The following is a 17,569-nucleotide window of genomic DNA, read 5'->3' as shown; positions in this document are numbered from 1 at the left end:
CTAGCGTCCCGTGAAGTTCCCGGGCCGCCGCTCGGCGACCGAGCGGACACCCTCCTGGAAGTCCTCGGTCGCCCGGAGCGCCGCCTGCTTGGTGTGTTCCAGGTCGGTGCGCGCCTTGATCGCCTCGGCGAGGCCGGCGCGAAGGGTCTTGCGGGTCTCGATCACCGCAAGCGGCGCCGCCTCGGCGATCTCGCGCGCCAGCTTCAGGGCTGCGGCCCGCAACTCTTCCGCCGGGACGACCTCGTCCACCAGACCCCAGGGCAGGCCGTCCTCGGCCTTCACGCGCCGGCCGGTGAGCAGCATCAGCGCGGCGCGCTGCTCGCCGATCAGCCGCGGCAGGGCCAGGCTGATGCCGAAGCCCGCGTGGAAGCCCAGCTTGACGAAATTGGCCGCGAACCGCGCCTCGGGACTGGCGATCCGGAAGTCGGCCACCAGCGCCAGGCCCAGGCCCGCGCCGACGGCCGCGCCCTGGACCGCCGCCACGATGGGCTTGGCCACCGAGTAGAGCCGCACGGCCTCCACGTAGAGGTCGTTGATGCCGCCCATGCCCGAGGCCACGGAGTCGGTGGACGAGCTGAAGTCGGCGCCGGCCGAGAAGCTCTTGCCTTCGGACTGGAGCACGATGACGCGGGCTTCCGGATTCTCGTCGACGGCATGGCAGGCGTCGGCCAGGTCGCGCATGAAATCGACCGAGACGAAATTGTGCGGTGGGCGCTCCAGGGTCACCACCGCCACATGGCCATCCATCGCGACCTTCACATGATCGCCGTAAGCGCTCTTCATCGTCTCGTCCCCAACAGGTTCCTGGCCACCACCCACTTATGGACCTCGGTGGGGCCGTCATAGATCCGCATCGTCCGGAGCTTCGCCTGCATCAGCTGTAGCGGAAGCTCCTTGGTCATGCCCATCGCGCCGAAGGCCTGCATCGCCCGGTCGACGGTCTCATAGGCCATCTCGGTCGCGAACCACTTGATCATGCTGATCTCGGAGCGCACGTCACGGCCATTGTCCAGCTTCCATGCGCAGTCGTAGGTCATCAGGCGCGCAGCGTGAATCTTGGTCACCGCCTCGGCGATCCAGAACTGGATGGCCTGCCGCTCGCTCAGCGGCGCGCCGAAGGTTTTCCGCTGCGGGGCGTATTCGATCATCATGTCGACCGCCCGTTGGGCCATGCCCACCGACCAGGCCGCCATCTGGATGCGCCGGGTGCCCAGGCGCGTCTGCATCGGCGCGAAGCCCGCGCCCTCCTGGCCCAGCAGCTTCCAGCCCTCGACCCGGCAGTCCTCCAGCGCCACCTCGTAGGTGTACTGGCCCCCCAGCATCGGAATGCGGCGCAGCACGTTGAAGCCCGGCGTCCCCTTGTCGACCAGGAAGGCGGTCATCCCGCCGCGGGCGCCCTTCTCCGGGTCGGTCACAGCCATCAGGATCGTGAAGTCGGCGTCGGCGGCCCGGCTGATCCAGATCTTCCGGCCGTTGATGATCCAGTCGTCGCCGTCGCGGACGGCCCGGGTGGTCATGGCCGCCGGGTCCGATCCCGCGCCGGGTTCGGAAATGCCGATGGCCGAGACGGTCTTGCCGGCCACGTAGGGCGCGAGATAGGCCTGCCGCTGGCGCTCGTTCACCGTGGCCATGAGCATCCGCAGGTTCGGGCTGTCCGGCGGCAGCGTATAGGGCGTGACCGTGCGCCCGATCTCTTCCTCGACCCCGACCATAGCCACCATCGGCAGGTCCGAGCCGCCCACGTCCTCCGGAGCGTCCAGGCCGAACAGGCCCAGTTCATGGGCCTTGGCGTCCAGGCGGGCCTGCACCTCGGCGTCCAGGTAGAGGCCGCCGCCCTCGGCCTCCCGCGCCATCACGCCGGTCTCCAGCGGCATGAGTTCGTCGCGGACGAACCGGACCACCAGATCCTTGAGCATACGATGCTCTTCGGACAGCTCGAACTCCATGGCGTTCCCTCTGTTTTCACCCATTGAACAGCGTGCGGCGAACCGTTACTAGCTCCGGCATGAAACGCCCATATGTGGATCGAATTTCCATGTATGTGGATAAAAGGCGTCAACTCGGTGCGAGGAGGGGATTCTGGCGGACGGCGGGGTCAAGTCGGCGCAACGGGCTCTGGAGATCCTTGAGGCTTTCGCCCGCCAGCGGCGACCGCTGGCGCTGAAGGAGGTGCTGGACGAACTGGGCTATCCGGCCTCCAGCGGCTCGGCCCTGATGAAGTCGCTCGTGATCCAGGGCTATCTCGACTACGACCGCGAGCGGCGGACCTACTTCCCCACCATGCGGCTGGCGAAACTGGGCGACTGGGTGCCGGGCGTCCTGTTCGGCGATGGTCCGTTGCTGGGGACGTTGGAGGATCTGCGCCGCAAGACGGACCAGACGGTGATCCTCGCGGTTCAGAGCGACCTGCACGCCCAGTACGTCCATGTCCTGCACGCCGCCGAACCGATGCTGCGCCGCGTACCGCCCGGCACGTTGCGGCCGCTGGCGCGCTCGGGCCTGGGGCTGGTGCTGCTCTCGGCCAAGCGTGACGGCGAGATCGAACGCTTGCGCCGACGGATCAACGCCTCGGGCGACGATGTCGGTCAGACGCGCGAGGACCTGATGAGCCGCGTCAATGAGGTGCGCGCGCGCGGCTATGCCTTCTCCCGCAACACCATCTCACCCGGCGTGGGCATCCTGGGCGCCGCCCTGCCCAACGGCCCGTTCGGACGGACGTTCGCCGTGGGCGTCGCCGGCGCCGTGCCTGACCTCGAGGCCAAGCGCGACCTGATCGTCGACGAGTTGCGCGCCGCGATCGATCGGCTGGCCTGACGTACCGACCATCCCGTAGAGGAGCCGCATGAACACCCACCCCCTCGCCGAAAAGCCCACAGGTCCGCTCGCCGGCATCCGCATCCTCGACCTGACCAGCGTGGTCAACGGCGCCTATGGCACCCAGATCCTGGCCGATCAGGGCGCCGACGTGATCAAGGTGGAGGACCCCGGCTCGGGCCGGGGCGACGGCGGCGACATCATGCGCTGGGCCGGCCATATGCCCGAGGGCGCGCCACGCGGCATGGGGCCGATCTTCCTCACGATCAACCGCAACAAGCGCTCGATTCTGCTCGACATGAAGACGGACAGCGCCAAGCGGGCGCTGCGCCGGCTGATCAAGTCCTGCGACGTGATCGCCAGCTCGATCCGCTACGAGGGCATGAAGCGCCTGGGCCTGTCGTACGAGGACGTGGCGGCGATCAAGCCCGACATCGTCTTCGTCCACGCCGCCGGCTACGGCTCGGACGGCCCCTACGCGGGCGAGCCCGCCTACGACGACCTGATCCAGTCGGCCTCGGGCTGCGCCGACATCCTGGGCCGCACCGACGGGAACCCGACGCCCCGCATCCTGCCCACCCTGATGGCCGACAAGGTCTCGGGCCTGTTCGTCTCCCAGGCGATCACGGCGGCGCTGCTGCACCGCGCGCGAACGGGCGAGGGCCAGTTCGTGGAGGTTCCCATGTTCGAGTGCGTCACCAGCTTCCTGCTGGTGGAGCATCTCTACGACAACACCTTCCAACCCCCGACGGGACAGTGGGGATACCAGCGGGTCATCAACCCCAACCGGAAGCCGTTCCGCACCAAGGACGGCTGGATCGGGCTCCTGCCCTACACAGACAAGCAGTGGGACCAGTTCTTCGACGCGGCCGGCTATGGCGAGCAGGTGAAGAACGATCCGCGCTTCGCCGACTATGGCACGCGCGCGAAGCACATCCAGGAACTCTACGGCCTGATCGAGAAGGCCGCCGCCACCAAGACGACCCAGGAGTGGCTCGACATCCTCAAGCCGCTCTCGATCCCGGTGGTGAAGACCAACGCCCTGGACGACCTGCCGGACGACCCGCACCTGAGGGCCGTTGGCTTCTTCCAGGAATTCGAGCATCCCGACGTGGGCCGCTACCGGCTGATGAAGCCGCCCGTACGGTTCTCGAAGACCCCGTCCAACCTGCGGCGGCATCCGCCGAAACTGGGCGAGCACACGGACGAGGTCCTGGGCGAACTCCCCCCCGAAATCGGACCCGACGCCGAATCCTGACATCCTGCCGTCATGCGTGTGGCGGTGATCGGCAGTTCGGGAAGCGGCAAGACCACCTTCGCGAGGACCCTGGCGGCCACGCAGGGCGTCCCGCACATCGACCTGGACGCCGTCACCTGGCAGCCGGGCTGGGTCGCCCTGCACGAGACCGATCCGGAGGAATTCCTCTGCCGCTGCGAGGCGGCCATGGCGGCCGAGGCCTGGGTGAGCTGCGGCAACTATGTCCGCCGGCCCAGCCTGCTGGCGCGGGTGACCCATCTGGTCTGGCTGGACTATTCGCGGTCGGTGGTGATGTCGCGCGTGATCCGCCGATCGTTCGCCCGCGCCCTGTCGGGCGACGAACTCTGGCCCGGCACGGGCAACCGCGAGACCTTCGCCCGCTGGCTCGACAAGGGACACCCCATCCGCTGGGCTTGGGACACCTACGATCGACGCAGGGCGCAGTACGAAGCTCTGTTCGCCTCGCCGGACATCGCCGGGATGGAGACGTTCCGGCTGCGCCATCCGCGGGAAGCGGCCGGGCTGATGGCCCGACTTTCGGGCCGTTCCTGAGGTCAGCGCGGCCTTGTATGGCTGGCGATGAAGCCACGCAGGTCGCGGTAGGCGTGGCCCTCCATCGCGCGCAGGGCGTCGATGCGCGCCTCGAGGTCGCCGCTGTCGAACTGGGCCCGCGCCTGGACGGCCGCCGCATTGTACCAAGCGTACCGGACGAGGTCGGAGGCTGGGAACAGGCTGTCGTTGACGGCGCGCAGGCCGAGGGCCAGGGCCGCAGCTGCGGCCGCGACGGCCACCACCGCCCGGACCCCCAGGGCGTGAGGCGTGAAGCCCACGGTCAGCAGCAGGCCCGCGAGGCCCGCGGCGGTGACGGCCGCGACCGTCAGCGCGCCCGCTGCGCGCCGGGCCGCGTCGGCCTGCCGACGGGGCGTGGCCAGCGAGTCGCCCAGCTTGCGGCGGCTGTAGTCGATCTGGACATCCATGCGCTGGGCGCGCAGGCAGGAGAGCAGAAGGTCGAGGTGCGGGCTGGGCTCCGGCGCAGGCGGGGCGGCCCGCCACGCCGGCACGATCCACACCTCGTCGTCGGCGACATCGCGGGTCATGTCGCGCACCCGGCCGGCCAGGTCGCCGGCGGGCGGCAGGGCGTCCAGCGCCTGGGCGCGCGTGCGCTTCCAGGCGCCCAGCGCAGCGTCGTCGGTCATGGCGCGGGCCGCCAGGTCGAGGTTGTTGACCAGCACCTGGAAATAGAGGCCGCGGGCGCGTTCGGTCCAATAGCGGCTGCCCAGCCACCCGGCGTTGGACCGTGCGGCCAGTACCTGCCCGATCGCCAGGACCCCTGCCGCCAGCGCCAGGAGCACGGCCAAGGCGCCCGGAACCACGGGCCAGGCCGTTCCGGCTCCCACGTCGGAGAGCGGCGCGAAGGCGGCCGTCACCAGGGCCGCCACGCCCACCAGAACCGAGGCCAGCGCCAGCCGCCGGTCCCGCCGGGCGTGATGGTTGGCGGGCGCTTCATGCTTGTTGAAGAGCGCCCGAAGCTCGGGCCAGTCCAGCACCCGCAACGCCTGCGGATGTGCGGCCCCGAGCCGCCGGCGAGCGTCCTTGTCGAGCAGAATATCGTGGTTGACCCATCCGGCCAGCGGATCCGCGAAGAGCGGGATCCGGGCCTCCGCGTCGGCGGGCGGCGGCGGGGCGGATTCGGACATGCCTCAATGTATCGCATGCGGCGGGTGGGGCCATCCGTTGCGTGCGGCGCCGGGGCGGTCCCACGCGAAATGCCTCACGGCTGGCCGTCGCGCCATGAGCCGTGGCTATGGCCGCTGCGATCTGGGCGGGCTTGCGTCCGGAGGGCGCCTCGGGTCTGCTGGCCGCCATGATGGGAGGCGCATCGACGAGGCCGAGCCGCCGGGACGCGCTCTCCCGCGTGGTTGGTCTGGGAGGCCTGGCTGGCCTGGGAGGATTGGCTGGTCTGGGAGGACTGGGTATGGCCGCAGGCGTGGCCCTGGCGGATGCGAGCCAGGGGCGGTGGCGCGTACGCCGTCTCGTCGACCGTCCGATCATCGCCCCCGGCATGGACGACCGTATGGGCGACAATATCGAAGGACCGTCGCTGATCCGGACGCCCGACTGGCTGCCCGGCCGGTTGGGTCGCTACCATCTCTATTTCGCCGATCACAAGGGCGACTATATCCGCCTCGCCTACGCCGACCGGCTGGAAGGTCCGTGGACGGTGCATGCGCCCGGCTCGCTGCACCTCGCGCAATCCGGCTTTCCGACGATCCGCCAGTCCGGTTCGCCCGAGGCCGAGGCGAAACTGGCCCAGGGCGGCGGCCCCAACCGGGCGCCGCCAGGAACGCCGGGAATCCCTTCGCCCCTGGATGACGCCACCCTGCCGCACATCGCGTCTCCGGACGTCCATGTGGACCACGAACGGCGGCGGATCGTCATGTACTACCACGGGCTCTCGGCCTTCGGGCAGCAGCGCACCCGGGTGGCGGTCTCGGCGGACGGTGTCTCGTTCCGGCCGGTTGGCCAGACCCTGGGGCCCGCCTACATGCGGGTCTTCCCCCACGCCGGCCAAGTGTACGCGATGGCCATGCCGGGGGTCTTCCTCCGCTCGCCCGACGGGTTTGCGCCGTTCGAGGCCGGACCGCGGCTGTTCGGGATCGACCAGCGCCACAGCGCGCTGCTGAAGCGCGGCGACGTCCTTCATGTCTTCTGGACGCGCGTGGGGGATGCGCCTGAGCGAATCCATGTCTCGGACATCGACATCTCTGGCGATTGGGTGACCTGGAAGGCGGGGCCGCCCGTCGAGGTGCTGCGGCCCGAGCGCCCGTGGGAAGGCGCGGGCCTGCCCCTGATTCCGTCCTATCGCAGCGCCATCAACCTCCCCGCCAACCAGCTTCGGGACCCCGCGATCTACGAGGAGGATGGTCGCGTCTACATGGTCTACGCCGTTCAGGGCGAGCGCGGGCTGGGGATCGCGGAACTGGGGCTTCCGGCTCGCCTGCGGACCGGTTCCTAGGCGGCCCAGGTTCCTAGGCGGCCCAGGCGGCGGCGAAGCGGCGCAGGAGCGCCAGGGCGGCGCTGTCGGTCGCGCCGATCTCGGCGCTGAGGCGAATGAAGAGGTGGCCCCTGGCGCGACGCCCCCGGGCCGGGAGGCCCTCGCCTTCCACCCGCACCAGGCCGCGCTCGGCCGCCTTGCGGTCGATCCAGACGCTGCGCCGGCCGATCGGCGTCTCCACCGCGATGCGGCCGCCTTTCTTCAGCACGGCGGGCGGGACCCTGGCCGTCAGCCACAGGTCGTCACCGCGTACGATCACGCCGTCCTGGGCGCGGATGTAGACGCTCAGCGCCGCGCCGGCGGCGCGGACCTTGTCTCCCGAACGCAGCCCGGCCGGCAGGGTGATGCGGATGAGGCGGCCATCTGGGAGGCGGTGGTCCGCCTCGCCGCCCTCCAGCGCGATCAGCGGCGAAATCTCCAGGTCGGGGATCGGCGTGGCGCGCGGGCGCCGGGGCGCCTGGATCATGCGGTCGCCCAGCGGATCCTGCAGCCGGCGGTAGGCCGCGACGATCTGGCGGAACGCGCGTTCGTCGCCGCCGGCGTCCGGGTGGGCCCGCTTGACGGCCTCGCGATAGGCTTGGCGGATCTCGGTGGGGGTCGACGCGGAACTGACGCCCAGCACCTCGCGGGCGTCTTTCAGGCTCATCTCGGCGGCGGCCAGACTCATGAGCCGCGAAATTAGGGTAAACGACGTCAATACTCCGTTAAACGCCGTGGCCGCTCGCCACCCGGCCGCGGCAGGACTATAGGGACGGCCCGTGACCGACGACGACGCCCGCAACACCGCGATCCCGGCTTCGCCCAGCGAGGACGACTATGTGCGCCAGGTGGCGGCTGCCGAGCCGCCGCCGCTGCTCTCCGAGGACGATCCCTTCGCCCTGTTCGACGCCTGGTTCGCCGAGGCGTTGCAGCGCGAACCGAACGACGCCAATGCGATGGCGCTCTCCACCGTGGACGCCGACGGCCTGCCCGACGTGAGGATGGTCCTGCTGAAGGGCGTCGATGCCGGCGGCTTCGTCTTCTACACCAACCTGGAGAGCGCGAAGGGCCGGGAACTGGCCGCCAATCCCAGGGCCGCGCTGCTGTTCCACTGGAAATCCCTGCGTCGCCAGGTGCGCATCCGCGGGCCGGTGACGCCCACGACCGACGCCGAGGCCGACGCCTACTTCGCCACCCGGGCCCGGCCGGCCCAGATCGGGGCCTGGGCCAGCGCGCAGTCGCGTACGCTGCCCGACCGGTTGGCGCTCGAGAGGAAGATCGCCGAGGTCGGCCTGCGCTTTGGCCTGGGCAAGGTCGCCCGCCCGCCGCACTGGTCGGGATTCCGGGTCGAAGCCCGGTCGATCGAGTTCTGGCGCGACCGGCCGTTCCGCCTGCACGAGCGTCTGCTGTTCGAGACGTCCGGCGCAGGCTGGACGACACGCCGGCTGTTCCCTTGAGCGCGGCCCGCGTCCCTTGAGCAAGGCGTGGGGCGAACCCGAGGGCCTGGAAGCCGAGGTCATGGCGTTCCTGGCGGGCATGAGCGAGCGGCGGATCGACACCGCGTGCGCCCATGTCTTCCTGGGGCGCGAGCGCGCCTGGAAGATGAAGCGGCACGCCGACCTGGGCTATGCCGACTTTTCCACCGCCGAGCGGCGGCGATGGGCGCTGGACCGCGAACTGGAGTTCAACCGCGCGACCGCGCCCGACATCTACCGTGCGGTGCGGCGGATCACGCGCGAGGCGGACGGCGCCCTGGCGCTGGATGGAGCCGGGGCGGGCGTCGAACCCGTGCTGGAGATGCGCCGCTTCGACGAGACCCAGGTGCTGGCCGCCAAGCCCGAGGCGGTGACCGGCGACCTGGCGGAGGCGTTGGGACGCACGATCGCCGATGTCCATGTCGGGGCGCCGTTGCGGCCGGCGGGCGGACTCACCGCGATGTCGTTCACCGTGGGGTCGAACGCCCGGCTCCTGCGCGAGACCTGCGAGGGCCTGGACCCGGCCCGTGTGGAGACGCTGATCGAGCTGACCGAAGCCGAGCTGGAGCGGCAGGCGGCGCTGCTGGCGCATCGGGCGGCGGCGGGTTTCTCGCGCCGCTGCCACGGCGACCTGCACTTGGGCAACATCCTGCTGGAGGACGGGCGGCCGGTCCTGTTCGACTGCATCGAGTTCAGCGACATCCTTTCGGACGTGGATGTGCTGTACGACTTGGCGTTCCTTCTGATGGACCTGGACTTCCGCGGGCGACGCGACGCGGCGGTCCGGACGCTCTCGGCCTATCTGGACCAGGCGGCGCGCGATTTCCCGATTGAGCACTGGGCGGGGCTGGCGGCGCTGCCGCTGATGCTGTCGGTGCGGGCCGGCGTGCGGGCGCACGTGTCGGCCCATTCCGGCGATCCGGCTCTGGGCCGGGCCTATGTGGAGGCGGGGATCGCCCACCTGTCGCCGCCGCCGCCCGTGCTGGCGGCGGTGGGCGGGTTGTCGGGCTCGGGCAAGTCGACCTTCGCCCGCGCCGTTGCGCCGGGCCTGGGCGCCTCGCCCGGGGCGGTGGTGCTCCGGACCGACGAGGTGCGCAAGCGCCTGGCCGGCGTGGGCCCCACCGACCCCCTGCCGCGCGCGACCTATACCCCCGACGCCCAGGCGCGGGCCTACGACGCCCTTTTCGCGGCGGCGGGCGACCTGCTGCGGGCGGGCCGGGCGGTGGTGCTGGATGCGACGTTCCTCGATCCGGCGGTGCGGGCGCGCGCCGAGGCGCTGGCCGCGGACTGCGGGGTTCCCTTCCGCGCCGCCTGGCTGCACGCGCCGCCGGAGGTCCTGGAGGGCCGGGTGGCCGCCCGGACCGGCGACGCGTCGGACGCCACTATCGCGGTGCTGCGCGACCAGGTGGCCCGCATGGGGGACGCGCGCCCGTGGCCCGTCGTGGACGCCCAGGCGCCCACCGAGGCGTCGTCGCGGGCGTGGCTGGCCGGCTGAAGCCGCTCAAACGCCTGTTCCCGTTGCGGAAACGGGCCTGCGTCTCTAATCCTGCCGGACAAGTGACAACCGATAACCTTGGGAGGCGGACGCCGATGCTGGGCGCAATGCAGAACTGGCCGCTGACGGTCGACAAGATTCTTGACCATGCCAAGGCCTGGCATCCCGACCGCGAGGTGGTGACCCGTTCGGTCGAGGGCCCGATCGTGCGCACGACCTATGCGCAGATCCACGACCGGGCCAAGCGGCTCTCCAACGTCCTGAAGGGCCTGGGCGTCCAGCCGGGCGACCGCGTCGCCACCCTGGCCTGGAACACCGGCCGCCACATCGAGGCGTGGTACGGCATCATGGGCATTGGCGCGGTGTGCCACACCCTGAACCCGCGTCTGTTCGCCGACCAGCTCGCCTACATCATCAACCACGCCGAAGACCGGATCATCTTCACCGATCTGACCTTCGTGCCGATCCTGAAGGGCTTGGCCGGCAAGATTCCGACGGTGAAGCAGATCGTCGTCATGACCGACGCCGACGGCATGAAGGGCTGCGATCTGCCCGGCGCGCTCTGCTACGAGACCCTGCTGGAGCAGGCGTCGGCCGACTGCGTCTGGGGCGACTTCGACGAGAATACGCCAGCGGGCCTCTGCTACACGTCCGGCACGACGGGCAATCCCAAGGGCGTCCTCTACACCCACCGCTCGAACTTCCTGCACACGGTCATCACCATGGGCCGCGACGTCATGGGCCTGGCGGCCACGGATGTCGTGCTGCCGGTGGTGCCGATGTTCCACGCCAACGCCTGGGGCCTGGCGCTCTCGTGTCCGGCGGCCGGGTCGAAGGTGGTGATGCCGGGCCAGAAGCTGGACGGCGCCTCGGTCCATGAACTGCTGGAGAGCGAGGGCGTGACCTTCTCGGCGGCGGTGCCCACCGTATGGCAGATGCTGCTGGCCCACCTCCGCGAGACCAAGGGACAGCTCTCCACCCTCAAGCGCGTCGTGATCGGCGGCTCGGCCGTGCCCGAGGCCATCGTGCGCGGTTTCCGCGACGAGTACGGCGTGGACGTGACCCATGCCTGGGGCATGACCGAGATGTCGCCGCTGGGGACCATCGCCGCCCCGACCGCCGGCGTCGCCGCCCTGGATTCCGAGGGCCAGCTCAGGTCCAAGCTCAAGCAGGGACGTCCCCCGGTGGGCGTGGAGATGAAGCTCACCGACGACGCGGGGAACCGCCTGCCGCACGATGGGGTCACCTTCGGTCGGCTGAAGGTGAAGGGCCCCTTCATCGTGGGCGAGTACTTCAAGGGCGACGGCGGCGAGATCCTGGACGAAGAGGGCTTCTTCGACACCGGCGACGTGGCGACGATCGACGACCAGGGCTTCATGCAGATCACCGACCGCGCCAAGGACGTCATCAAGTCGGGCGGCGAGTGGATCAGCTCCATCGAGATCGAGAACATCGCGATGGGCCACCCCAAGGCGGCCAATGCGGCGGTGATCGGCGCCCTTCATCCCAAGTGGGACGAGCGTCCTGTGCTTCTGGTCAAGCTGCGCGACGGGGTCGAGGCCGAGGGCGCGGAGTTCCTGTCGTTCCTCGAAGGCAAGATCGCGAAGTGGTGGATGCCTGACGACGTGGTCTTCGTGGACGACATCCCCCTGGGCGCGACGGGCAAGATCGACAAGAAGCTGATCCGGGAGCGGATGAAGGACTACGTCCTGCCGACGGCCCGCGAGAAGGCGACGGCCTGACGTCCGGCTCGCGAGATACCGGGCCCGGACCGCTGGACCTGAGCCCGGCGACCGAGACCGACTGGCCCGACGTGGTCGCGGTCACCAATCGCGCCTATCGGACGGCCGAGGGGCAGACGGCGTGGAAGGTCGAGACCATCGTGGGCGGCCAGCGGATCGACGAAGGGCTGCTGCGTGAAGACCTGTCGCGTCCGGGCGCCATACTGCTGCTGGCGCGTGAGCGGGGTGGCGCGCCGGTCGGGCATGTGAGGCTGGACGCCGGGGATGACGGCGTCTGGAGCCTCTCCATGCTGACGGTGCGGCCTGAACGGCAGGACGGCGGGTTCGGCCGACGGCTCCTGGAGGCCGCCGAGGCCTGGGTCGTCGCCCGGGGCGCGCGGCGCATGCGGATGATGGTCGTCGGCCAGCGGACCGAGCTCATCGCCTGGTATGGCCGTCGTGGCTATGCCGCCACGGGCGAGCGCAGGCCGTTTCCTTACGGCGACGCGCGGTTCGGCGCGCCGGCGCGGGACGATCTCTACTTCGAGGTGCTGGACAAGCCGCTCTGAGTGGCCTGGCGGTCCGAGACGCCGCGGCGGTCGTAGGTGAAGCCGCCGTCCCCGTGCGCGCCCAGGCTCTGCCATCGGGCCTCCTCGGCCTTGTGGAGATATTGCTCGGCCACGAGCCAGGCCTTCACGGGGCGCAGCGTGAACAGGCAGCCACCGACCAGGGCCGGCAGGACGGTGGCGAACTGGAGCCAGATGGGCGGCTGGGCGACCACGGCCCACCAGGCCCAGACGGCGGTCACCACGATGCTGACGCCGCTCATCACGAAGAAGGCCGGACCGTCCGCCGGGTCCGCGAAGCTGAAGTCCAGACCGCAGCGGGCGCAGCGTGGTGCGATCCTGAGAAAGCCGGCGAACAGCTTACCTTCGCCGCACTGCGGACAGCGGCACCTGAGGCCGGCGCTCAGCGAGGATGGGCTTTCGAATGGCGCATGAGTGGACACCGGCGTGCTCCATACATTGAGTGTATTGAATGCATACAATCTTGATATAATGTATGTATTGCAAATGGAGTCAGCAACCTTGAATCGCGCCGATCCCTCGTTGCGCTGGCTGGGCCGCATCGCGGGCGACGGCGCGCCGATCTATCTGCGGATGGCCGCGGCGCTGGAGGCGGCGGTGCGCGCGGGCGAACTCCAGCCCGGCGACCAGCTTCCGCCGCAGCGGGTGGTGGCCCAGGCGCTGGGCGTGGACCTGACCACCGTCACCCGCGCCTATTCCGTCGCCCGCACGCGCGGGCTGCTGGAAGGGGCGGTGGGGCGGGGCACCTTCGTCCGCTCGGCTGCGGCGGCCGACGAGGCGGGGCGCGTGGACCTGAGCATGAATCTGCCGCCGCCGCCCCAGGGGATTTCGTTGAGCCGGCTGCTGAAGGAGACGACCGCGTCGATCCTCGATCGGACCGACCCAGCCGTCCTGATGGCCTACCATCCCGGTGGCGGCAGCCTGGGGCAGCGCGTGGCCGGGGCGGCCTGGCTTGAGCCGGTCCTGGGCGGGATCCCGCCGGAACGGGTGCTGGTGGCGCCCGGCGCCCAGACAGCCCTCGCGGCGGTCCTGGCCCTGGCGCCGGCGGGGTCGGCGCTGGTGGTCGAGCCGCTGGTCTACCCCGGTGTGATCTCGGCGGTCCGGCAGTTGGGTCTTCGGCTTCTGGTCTGTCCGGCGGACGTCGGCGGCCTGGATCCGGAAGCCCTCGCCCGCGTCTGCGCCGCCGAGAAGCCGGCTGCGGTCTATGTGACGCCGACCACGAACAACCCCACCGCCGCCACGATGGACGCCGGGCGGCGCGCCGCCATCGCCGAGGCCGCCCGCGCCGCCCGCATCTGGATCGTGGAGGATGATCCCTACGCCCGGCTGTTCGACGCGCCCCTGCCGGCGCTGGCGAACCTCGCGCCCGAGCGCACCTTCCATATCGCCACGCTGTCCAAATGCCTGTCGCCGGGCCTGCGCACGGCCTACCTCGTCCCGCCGCCAGGGCCGACCGGGGCGGCCACCGCCGAAGCCCTGCGCGCGTTGGCCCAGATGCCGGCGCCCCTGATGACGGCGGTGGTGAGCGCCTGGATTCGCGAGGGAACGGCCGAGGCCCTGCTGGCCGGCGTGCGCCGTGAGGCGCGTGCGCGTCGCGTGGTGGCGGCCGAGGTGTTGCCAGCCGCGCGGGGCGCGGTCGAGAGCCTCCACGTCTGGCTGGACCTGCCCCCCGAGCGTGACCCGGCGCGCCTGCGCGGGCTGGCGCAGGAGAAGGGTCTGGCCCTGGTCACCGCCGACGCCTTCGCCGCCGGCCCGGATCACCCCAACGGTCTGCGCATCTCGCTGGGCGGCCCGGCGAAGCAGGCGGTCCTGCGCACGGCCCTGGAAGGCGTGGCGGCCCTCCTGTCCGGCCCGCCGCCGGCGCGGTCGGTGGTCTGAGCCTGCGCTCGGACACCTCCGAAGGCTGCGAGGCTCGGGATTTCCGGCCACGAACCCACACGAGAAGCCCGAACGGGCGGGCCACCCCAGAGCCTCCCGTGAGCGGAGGCTCTGTCATGGAAACCACGGAAAACACAGAAGAACACAGAAGCCGAAGCTGCGATTCCGTGTCCCTCCGTGTTTTCTGTGGTTCTTCGAAATTAGAAAGACGCCGCTTCGCGGCCCCGCAGGACCGGACGTCGGCGACTTCCACACGCTGTTCGTCTTTTTCGTGTGGGTTCGTGGCAAAGAATTCGAGCGCTGGGGGGCGCGCTCAGCCGGCCAGGCGGTAGGTCGTATCCGGTTCCGGCGCGGCGTCGGCGGCGAGGCGGCCCTGGCGGACCAGGTGCAGCATGCCGGCGAGCATGGAGCGGGCCGCGGCGGGATGCAGGCGCGGGTCCACGTCGGCGTAGAGGCGCGGGACGAGTTCCCGGATGCGGGCCGGCCCGGCGGCCAGCGCTGTGAGGATCTGGTCCAGCCGCTCCTGGCGGTGCGCGGCATAGGCGCGGATGAAGGCGTCCACGTCCCGGATGGGCGGCCCGTGGGTGGGCCACAGCACGTCGAAGCTCCGCGCGCGGATCGCCTCCAGGCTCTCCAGATAGTCCGACAGATCGCCGTCGGGCGGGGTGATGACGGTGGTCGACCAGCCCATGATGTGGTCGCCCGAGAAACAGGCGTTTTCCTCGGGAAACGCGAAGCAGAGGTGGTTCGAGGTGTGTCCCGGCGTGGGGACGGCCTCCAGTGTCCAGCCCGGCCCCGCGACCGAACCCCCGCCGCACAGGCTCACGTCAGGCCGGAACCCGAGGTCGTGCCCCGCCTCCATCTTCACCTCGCCGTCGGCGTCGTCTTCGGCGTGGGACGCGACGGCGCAGCCGTAGATCGTCGCCCCCGTGCGCGCCTTCAGCGGGCCGGCCAGGGGGGAGTGGTCGGAATGGTGGTGGGTGATGACGATGTGGGTGATCCGCTCGCCGGCGGTCGCCGCGAGGATCGCCTCGAGGTGGGCCGGATCGTCCGGGCCGGGGTCGATGACCGCCACTTCGCCCTGGCCCACGATGTAGGTGCCGGTGCCCTTGAAGGTGAACGGTCCCGGATTGTCGGCCGTCACGCGGCGGATCAGCGGCGAGACCTGATCACAGCGGCCGTATTCTACGTCGATCTCGCGGACATAGGGGATCATCCGCCCAGAACTCCCGACAGGTCGTAGCCGGCGGCGCGGCCCAGGCCGACCAGTTCGTCGCGGCTGCGCGCGCCCGAGGCGGCCTGGCCCAGGGACCAGGTGACGATCGAGCGGGTGCCCGAGCGGCAGAAGGCCAGCACCGGCGCTTCGGCCGCGGCCAGGATCTCCTGGGTCTGCGCCACCTGTTCGGGCGTGGGCCCCCCGCGCACGGGCACGTAGTGGTAGGCCAGCCCCGCGGCCCTGGCGGCGGCCTCGACCTCGGCGCTGGCAGGCTGGGCGGGGTCCTCGCCGTCGGGGCGGTTGTTGATGATCGTGCGGTAGCCCAGCCGGGCCGCCTCGGCGACGTCGGCCAGGGCGATCTGGGGCGCCGTGGTGAAATCGTCGGTGACGCGTCGGAAGTCAGGCATCGGAACTCTCGGATTTTGGGGCGCAGCCTTCGTTGACATCATCGGGGGTGGGTGAAAGTTTCGCAACGGCCCACCTCATCGTTGTCCCTGGCCTGAACACCCGGGCCGTCCTCCCTGGAAGGTTTCCCCAAGCGCCCATGCTGCGATTCATCGGCCGGCGTCTCCTGGTGGCGATCCCCACCCTGTTCCTGGTGATCACCGCGGCGTTCTTCATGATGCGCGCTGCGCCGGGCAGTCCGTTCGACATGGACCGCAAGCTGCTGCCCGAGATCGAGGCCAACGTCCTGGCCCAGTTCGGCATGAACAAGCCGCTGCACGAACAGTACGTGGACTACCTGGCCGGGGTGGCCCGCGGCGACCTGGGGCCGTCGCTGAAGTACCGCGACAAGTCGGTCGCCGACATCCTGAAGGAGAACTATCCCGTCTCGCTGAAGCTGGGCCTTTCGGCCATCGCCATCGCCGCAGTGATGGGCGTCAGTCTGGGCGTGATCGCGGCGTTGCGGCAGAACGGCCCGGCCGACAACGTGGTGATGGGCGTCGCCATCCTGGGGGTCTGCATCCCGACCTTCGTCACCGCGCCGCTCCTGGTGCTGGGGATCGCTTCGAAGCTCGGCTGGCTGCCCACCGCCGGCTGGAACGACGGGGCGCTCGCCAACATGGTGCTGCCGGTGACGGTGCTGGCCCTGCCCCAGATCGCCATCATCTCGCGCCTCACGCGGGCCGGGATGATCGAGGTGCTCCACGCCAACTACATCCGGACCGCACGCGCCAAGGGCCTGCCCGAGGGGCTGATCGTACGCAAGCACGCCCTGCGCGCGGCGATCCTGCCGCTGGTCAGCTACCTGGGCCCGGCCTGCGCCGGCCTCATCACGGGTTCGCTGGTGGTGGAGAAGATCTTCAACCTGCCGGGCCTCGGCAAGTTCTTCGTGATCAGCGCGCTCCAGCGCGACTACACCGTCGTGATGGGCATGGTTATCGTCTACGCGGCGCTGATCCTGGTGCTGAACCTGATCGCCGACCTGCTGTATGCGGCCCTGGATCCGCGGGTGAGGCTGTCATGAGCGACGCCGCCGTTCCGCTTTCCGCCATCCGCGGCCGCAGCCTCTGGGACGACGCGCTGCGGCGCCTGCTGCGCAATCGCGCGGCGACCGCCAGCCTGGCGGTGCTGGGCGTCCTGGTCGTGGCGGCGGTCTTCGGCCCGATGCTGTCGCCCTACGCCTACGATCAGGTCGACAAGGCGGGTGTCTGGCTGCCGCCTCTGGCGGAGGGCCGGATCATGGGCACGGATGCGCTGGGCCGCGACCTGCTCGTGCGGCTGCTGACGGGACTGCGTGTGTCGCTGGCCATAGGCCTGGTGGCGACGCTGGTCTCGCTTGTCATCGGCGTCGCCTGGGGCGCGGTGGCGGGCTACGTCGGCGGCAAGGTGGACGAGGCGATGATGCGGGTCGTGGACGTCCTCTATTCGCTGCCCTTCATCTTCTTCGTCATCCTGCTGGTGGTGTTCTTCGGGCGAAGTTTCGTGCTTATCTTCATTGCCATCGGCTGCACCGAATGGCTCGACATGGCGCGCATCGTGCGCGGCCAGACGCTCTCGATCAAACGTCAGGAATATGTGCAGGCGGCCGAGGCGCTCGGCGTGAAGTCCGGCGGCGTGCTCGCGCGCCACATCATTCCGAACACGCTC

At 70.4% G+C, this 17,569-nt stretch carries 18 protein-coding genes; 11 read left to right on the top strand and 7 right to left on the bottom strand.

What is annotated here, in order from left to right; all coding sequences use genetic code 11:
• Together WG212_RS14375 and WG212_RS14370 are read right to left on the bottom strand one after the other, a co-directional pair.
• A complete protein-coding gene (locus tag WG212_RS14375) occupies window positions 1–783 on the bottom strand; it encodes an enoyl-CoA hydratase/isomerase family protein (RefSeq protein WP_337187798.1) in 783 nt (260 codons plus the stop codon).
• Window positions 780–1,946: an acyl-CoA dehydrogenase family protein gene (locus WG212_RS14370; RefSeq protein WP_337187797.1), complete on the bottom strand. Its 1,167-nt coding sequence runs from the start codon at window positions 1,944–1,946 to the stop codon at window positions 780–782. Before WG212_RS14370 ends, WG212_RS14375 begins: the two co-directional genes overlap by 4 nt.
• Window positions 1,947–2,076: 130 nt before the next feature.
• Between WG212_RS14370 and WG212_RS14365 the strand changes: the two genes are divergently transcribed.
• From WG212_RS14365 to WG212_RS14355, 3 genes are read left to right on the top strand one after another with little or no spacing between them, the layout of a single operon-like run.
• Window positions 2,077–2,814, top strand: coding sequence for a helix-turn-helix domain-containing protein (locus WG212_RS14365; RefSeq protein WP_337187817.1), 738 nt, complete (start codon window positions 2,077–2,079; stop codon window positions 2,812–2,814).
• A gap of 28 nt (window positions 2,815–2,842) precedes the next feature.
• On the top strand, window positions 2,843–4,072 hold the full coding sequence (locus tag WG212_RS14360; protein WP_337187796.1) for a CoA transferase: 1,230 nt from the start codon (window positions 2,843–2,845) through the stop codon (window positions 4,070–4,072).
• Window positions 4,073–4,084: 12 nt separating this feature from the next.
• On the top strand, window positions 4,085–4,624 hold the full coding sequence (locus WG212_RS14355) for a hypothetical protein (protein ID WP_337187795.1): 540 nt from the start codon (window positions 4,085–4,087) through the stop codon (window positions 4,622–4,624).
• 2 nt (window positions 4,625–4,626) lie between these two features.
• On the opposite strand, the gene WG212_RS14350 is transcribed toward WG212_RS14355, so the two are convergent.
• Window positions 4,627–5,769 (bottom strand): hypothetical protein, encoded by a 1,143-nt coding sequence (locus tag WG212_RS14350; protein ID WP_337187794.1) that lies wholly within the window; start codon window positions 5,767–5,769, stop codon window positions 4,627–4,629.
• 278 nt (window positions 5,770–6,047) lie between these two features.
• Between WG212_RS14350 and WG212_RS14345 the strand changes: the two genes are divergently transcribed.
• The gene (locus WG212_RS14345; RefSeq protein WP_337187793.1) at window positions 6,048–7,088 is read left to right on the top strand and encodes a hypothetical protein; all 1,041 of its coding nucleotides are present in this window, start codon (window positions 6,048–6,050) and stop codon (window positions 7,086–7,088) included.
• A 13-nt stretch (window positions 7,089–7,101) separates the two neighbouring features.
• Here WG212_RS14345 and WG212_RS14340 read toward each other — a convergent pair whose 3' ends face one another.
• Window positions 7,102–7,794, bottom strand: a complete 693-nt coding sequence (locus WG212_RS14340; RefSeq protein ID WP_337187792.1) for a DnaJ domain-containing protein — start codon at window positions 7,792–7,794, stop codon at window positions 7,102–7,104.
• Between the two features lie 91 nt (window positions 7,795–7,885).
• On the opposite strand from WG212_RS14340, the gene pdxH reads away from it, so the two are divergent.
• The 4 genes from pdxH to WG212_RS14320 all read left to right on the top strand — a co-directional run bounded on the left by pdxH (window position 7,886) and on the right by WG212_RS14320 (window position 12,366).
• The gene (pdxH, locus tag WG212_RS14335) at window positions 7,886–8,563 is read left to right on the top strand and encodes a pyridoxamine 5'-phosphate oxidase (RefSeq protein ID WP_337187791.1); all 678 of its coding nucleotides are present in this window, start codon (window positions 7,886–7,888) and stop codon (window positions 8,561–8,563) included.
• 16 nt (window positions 8,564–8,579) lie between these two features.
• A complete protein-coding gene (locus tag WG212_RS14330; RefSeq protein ID WP_337187790.1) occupies window positions 8,580–10,076 on the top strand; it encodes an AAA family ATPase in 1,497 nt (498 codons plus the stop codon).
• Between the two features lie 95 nt (window positions 10,077–10,171).
• Entirely contained in the window at window positions 10,172–11,818 is a 1,647-nt protein-coding gene (locus tag WG212_RS14325; protein WP_337187789.1) for a long-chain-fatty-acid--CoA ligase, read from the top strand.
• Window positions 11,819–11,889: 71 nt separating this feature from the next.
• The gene (locus WG212_RS14320) at window positions 11,890–12,366 is read left to right on the top strand and encodes a GNAT family N-acetyltransferase (RefSeq protein WP_337187788.1); all 477 of its coding nucleotides are present in this window, start codon (window positions 11,890–11,892) and stop codon (window positions 12,364–12,366) included.
• Here the strand turns inward: WG212_RS14320 and WG212_RS14315 are convergent.
• Entirely contained in the window at window positions 12,336–12,806 is a 471-nt protein-coding gene (locus tag WG212_RS14315) for a DUF983 domain-containing protein (protein WP_337187787.1), read from the bottom strand. The genes WG212_RS14320 and WG212_RS14315 overlap by 31 nt on opposite strands.
• A 79-nt stretch (window positions 12,807–12,885) precedes the next feature.
• Between WG212_RS14315 and WG212_RS14310 the strand changes: the two genes are divergently transcribed.
• Window positions 12,886–14,262, top strand: a complete 1,377-nt coding sequence (locus WG212_RS14310) for a PLP-dependent aminotransferase family protein (protein WP_337187786.1) — start codon at window positions 12,886–12,888, stop codon at window positions 14,260–14,262.
• A gap of 313 nt (window positions 14,263–14,575) precedes the next feature.
• On the opposite strand, the gene WG212_RS14305 is transcribed toward WG212_RS14310, so the two are convergent.
• Together WG212_RS14305 and WG212_RS14300 are read right to left on the bottom strand one after the other, a co-directional pair.
• A complete protein-coding gene (locus WG212_RS14305; RefSeq protein WP_337187785.1) occupies window positions 14,576–15,478 on the bottom strand; it encodes an MBL fold metallo-hydrolase in 903 nt (300 codons plus the stop codon).
• Window positions 15,475–15,885 (bottom strand): TIGR01244 family sulfur transferase, encoded by a 411-nt coding sequence (locus WG212_RS14300; RefSeq protein ID WP_337187784.1) that lies wholly within the window; start codon window positions 15,883–15,885, stop codon window positions 15,475–15,477. Before WG212_RS14300 ends, WG212_RS14305 begins: the two co-directional genes overlap by 4 nt.
• Before the next feature lie 137 nt (window positions 15,886–16,022).
• Between WG212_RS14300 and oppB the strand changes: the two genes are divergently transcribed.
• Both oppB and WG212_RS14290 read left to right on the top strand, forming a co-directional pair.
• Complete coding sequence (gene oppB, locus WG212_RS14295) at window positions 16,023–16,946, top strand: oligopeptide ABC transporter permease OppB (RefSeq protein WP_337187783.1); 924 nt, start codon at window positions 16,023–16,025, stop codon at window positions 16,944–16,946.
• Window positions 16,943–17,569 (top strand): ABC transporter permease subunit (locus tag WG212_RS14290; protein WP_337187782.1); only part of this gene is annotated, 627 nt, incomplete at its 3' end. The genes oppB and WG212_RS14290, both read left to right, overlap by 4 nt.

The sequence above is a fragment of the Phenylobacterium sp. genome, assembly GCF_037189685.1.
GTDB lineage: Bacteria > Pseudomonadota > Alphaproteobacteria > Caulobacterales > Caulobacteraceae > Phenylobacterium.
Note: the sequence above shows the minus strand (reverse complement) of the source record. Positions and strands in the feature narration are given on the sequence as shown.

Excerpts from the sequence above, each read along its gene's own strand:
- WG212_RS14370 (WP_337187797.1), bottom strand. The coding sequence starts at position 1,946 with ATGGAGTTCGAGCTGTCCGAAGAGCATCGTATGCTCAAGGATCTGGTG.
- WG212_RS14355 (WP_337187795.1), top strand. The coding sequence starts at position 4,085 with ATGCGTGTGGCGGTGATCGGCAGTTCGGGAAGCGGCAAGACCACCTTC.
- WG212_RS14360 (WP_337187796.1), top strand. The coding sequence starts at position 2,843 with ATGAACACCCACCCCCTCGCCGAAAAGCCCACAGGTCCGCTCGCCGGC.
- WG212_RS14350 (WP_337187794.1), bottom strand. The coding sequence starts at position 5,769 with ATGTCCGAATCCGCCCCGCCGCCGCCCGCCGACGCGGAGGCCCGGATC.
- WG212_RS14325 (WP_337187789.1), top strand. The coding sequence starts at position 10,172 with ATGCTGGGCGCAATGCAGAACTGGCCGCTGACGGTCGACAAGATTCTT.
- WG212_RS14340 (WP_337187792.1), bottom strand. The coding sequence starts at position 7,794 with ATGAGTCTGGCCGCCGCCGAGATGAGCCTGAAAGACGCCCGCGAGGTG.
- oppB (WP_337187783.1), top strand. The coding sequence starts at position 16,023 with ATGCTGCGATTCATCGGCCGGCGTCTCCTGGTGGCGATCCCCACCCTG.
- WG212_RS14375 (WP_337187798.1), bottom strand. The coding sequence starts at position 783 with ATGAAGAGCGCTTACGGCGATCATGTGAAGGTCGCGATGGATGGCCAT.
- WG212_RS14305 (WP_337187785.1), bottom strand. The coding sequence starts at position 15,478 with ATGATCCCCTATGTCCGCGAGATCGACGTAGAATACGGCCGCTGTGAT.
- WG212_RS14300 (WP_337187784.1), bottom strand. The coding sequence starts at position 15,885 with ATGCCTGACTTCCGACGCGTCACCGACGATTTCACCACGGCGCCCCAG.
- WG212_RS14345 (WP_337187793.1), top strand. The coding sequence starts at position 6,048 with ATGGCCGCAGGCGTGGCCCTGGCGGATGCGAGCCAGGGGCGGTGGCGC.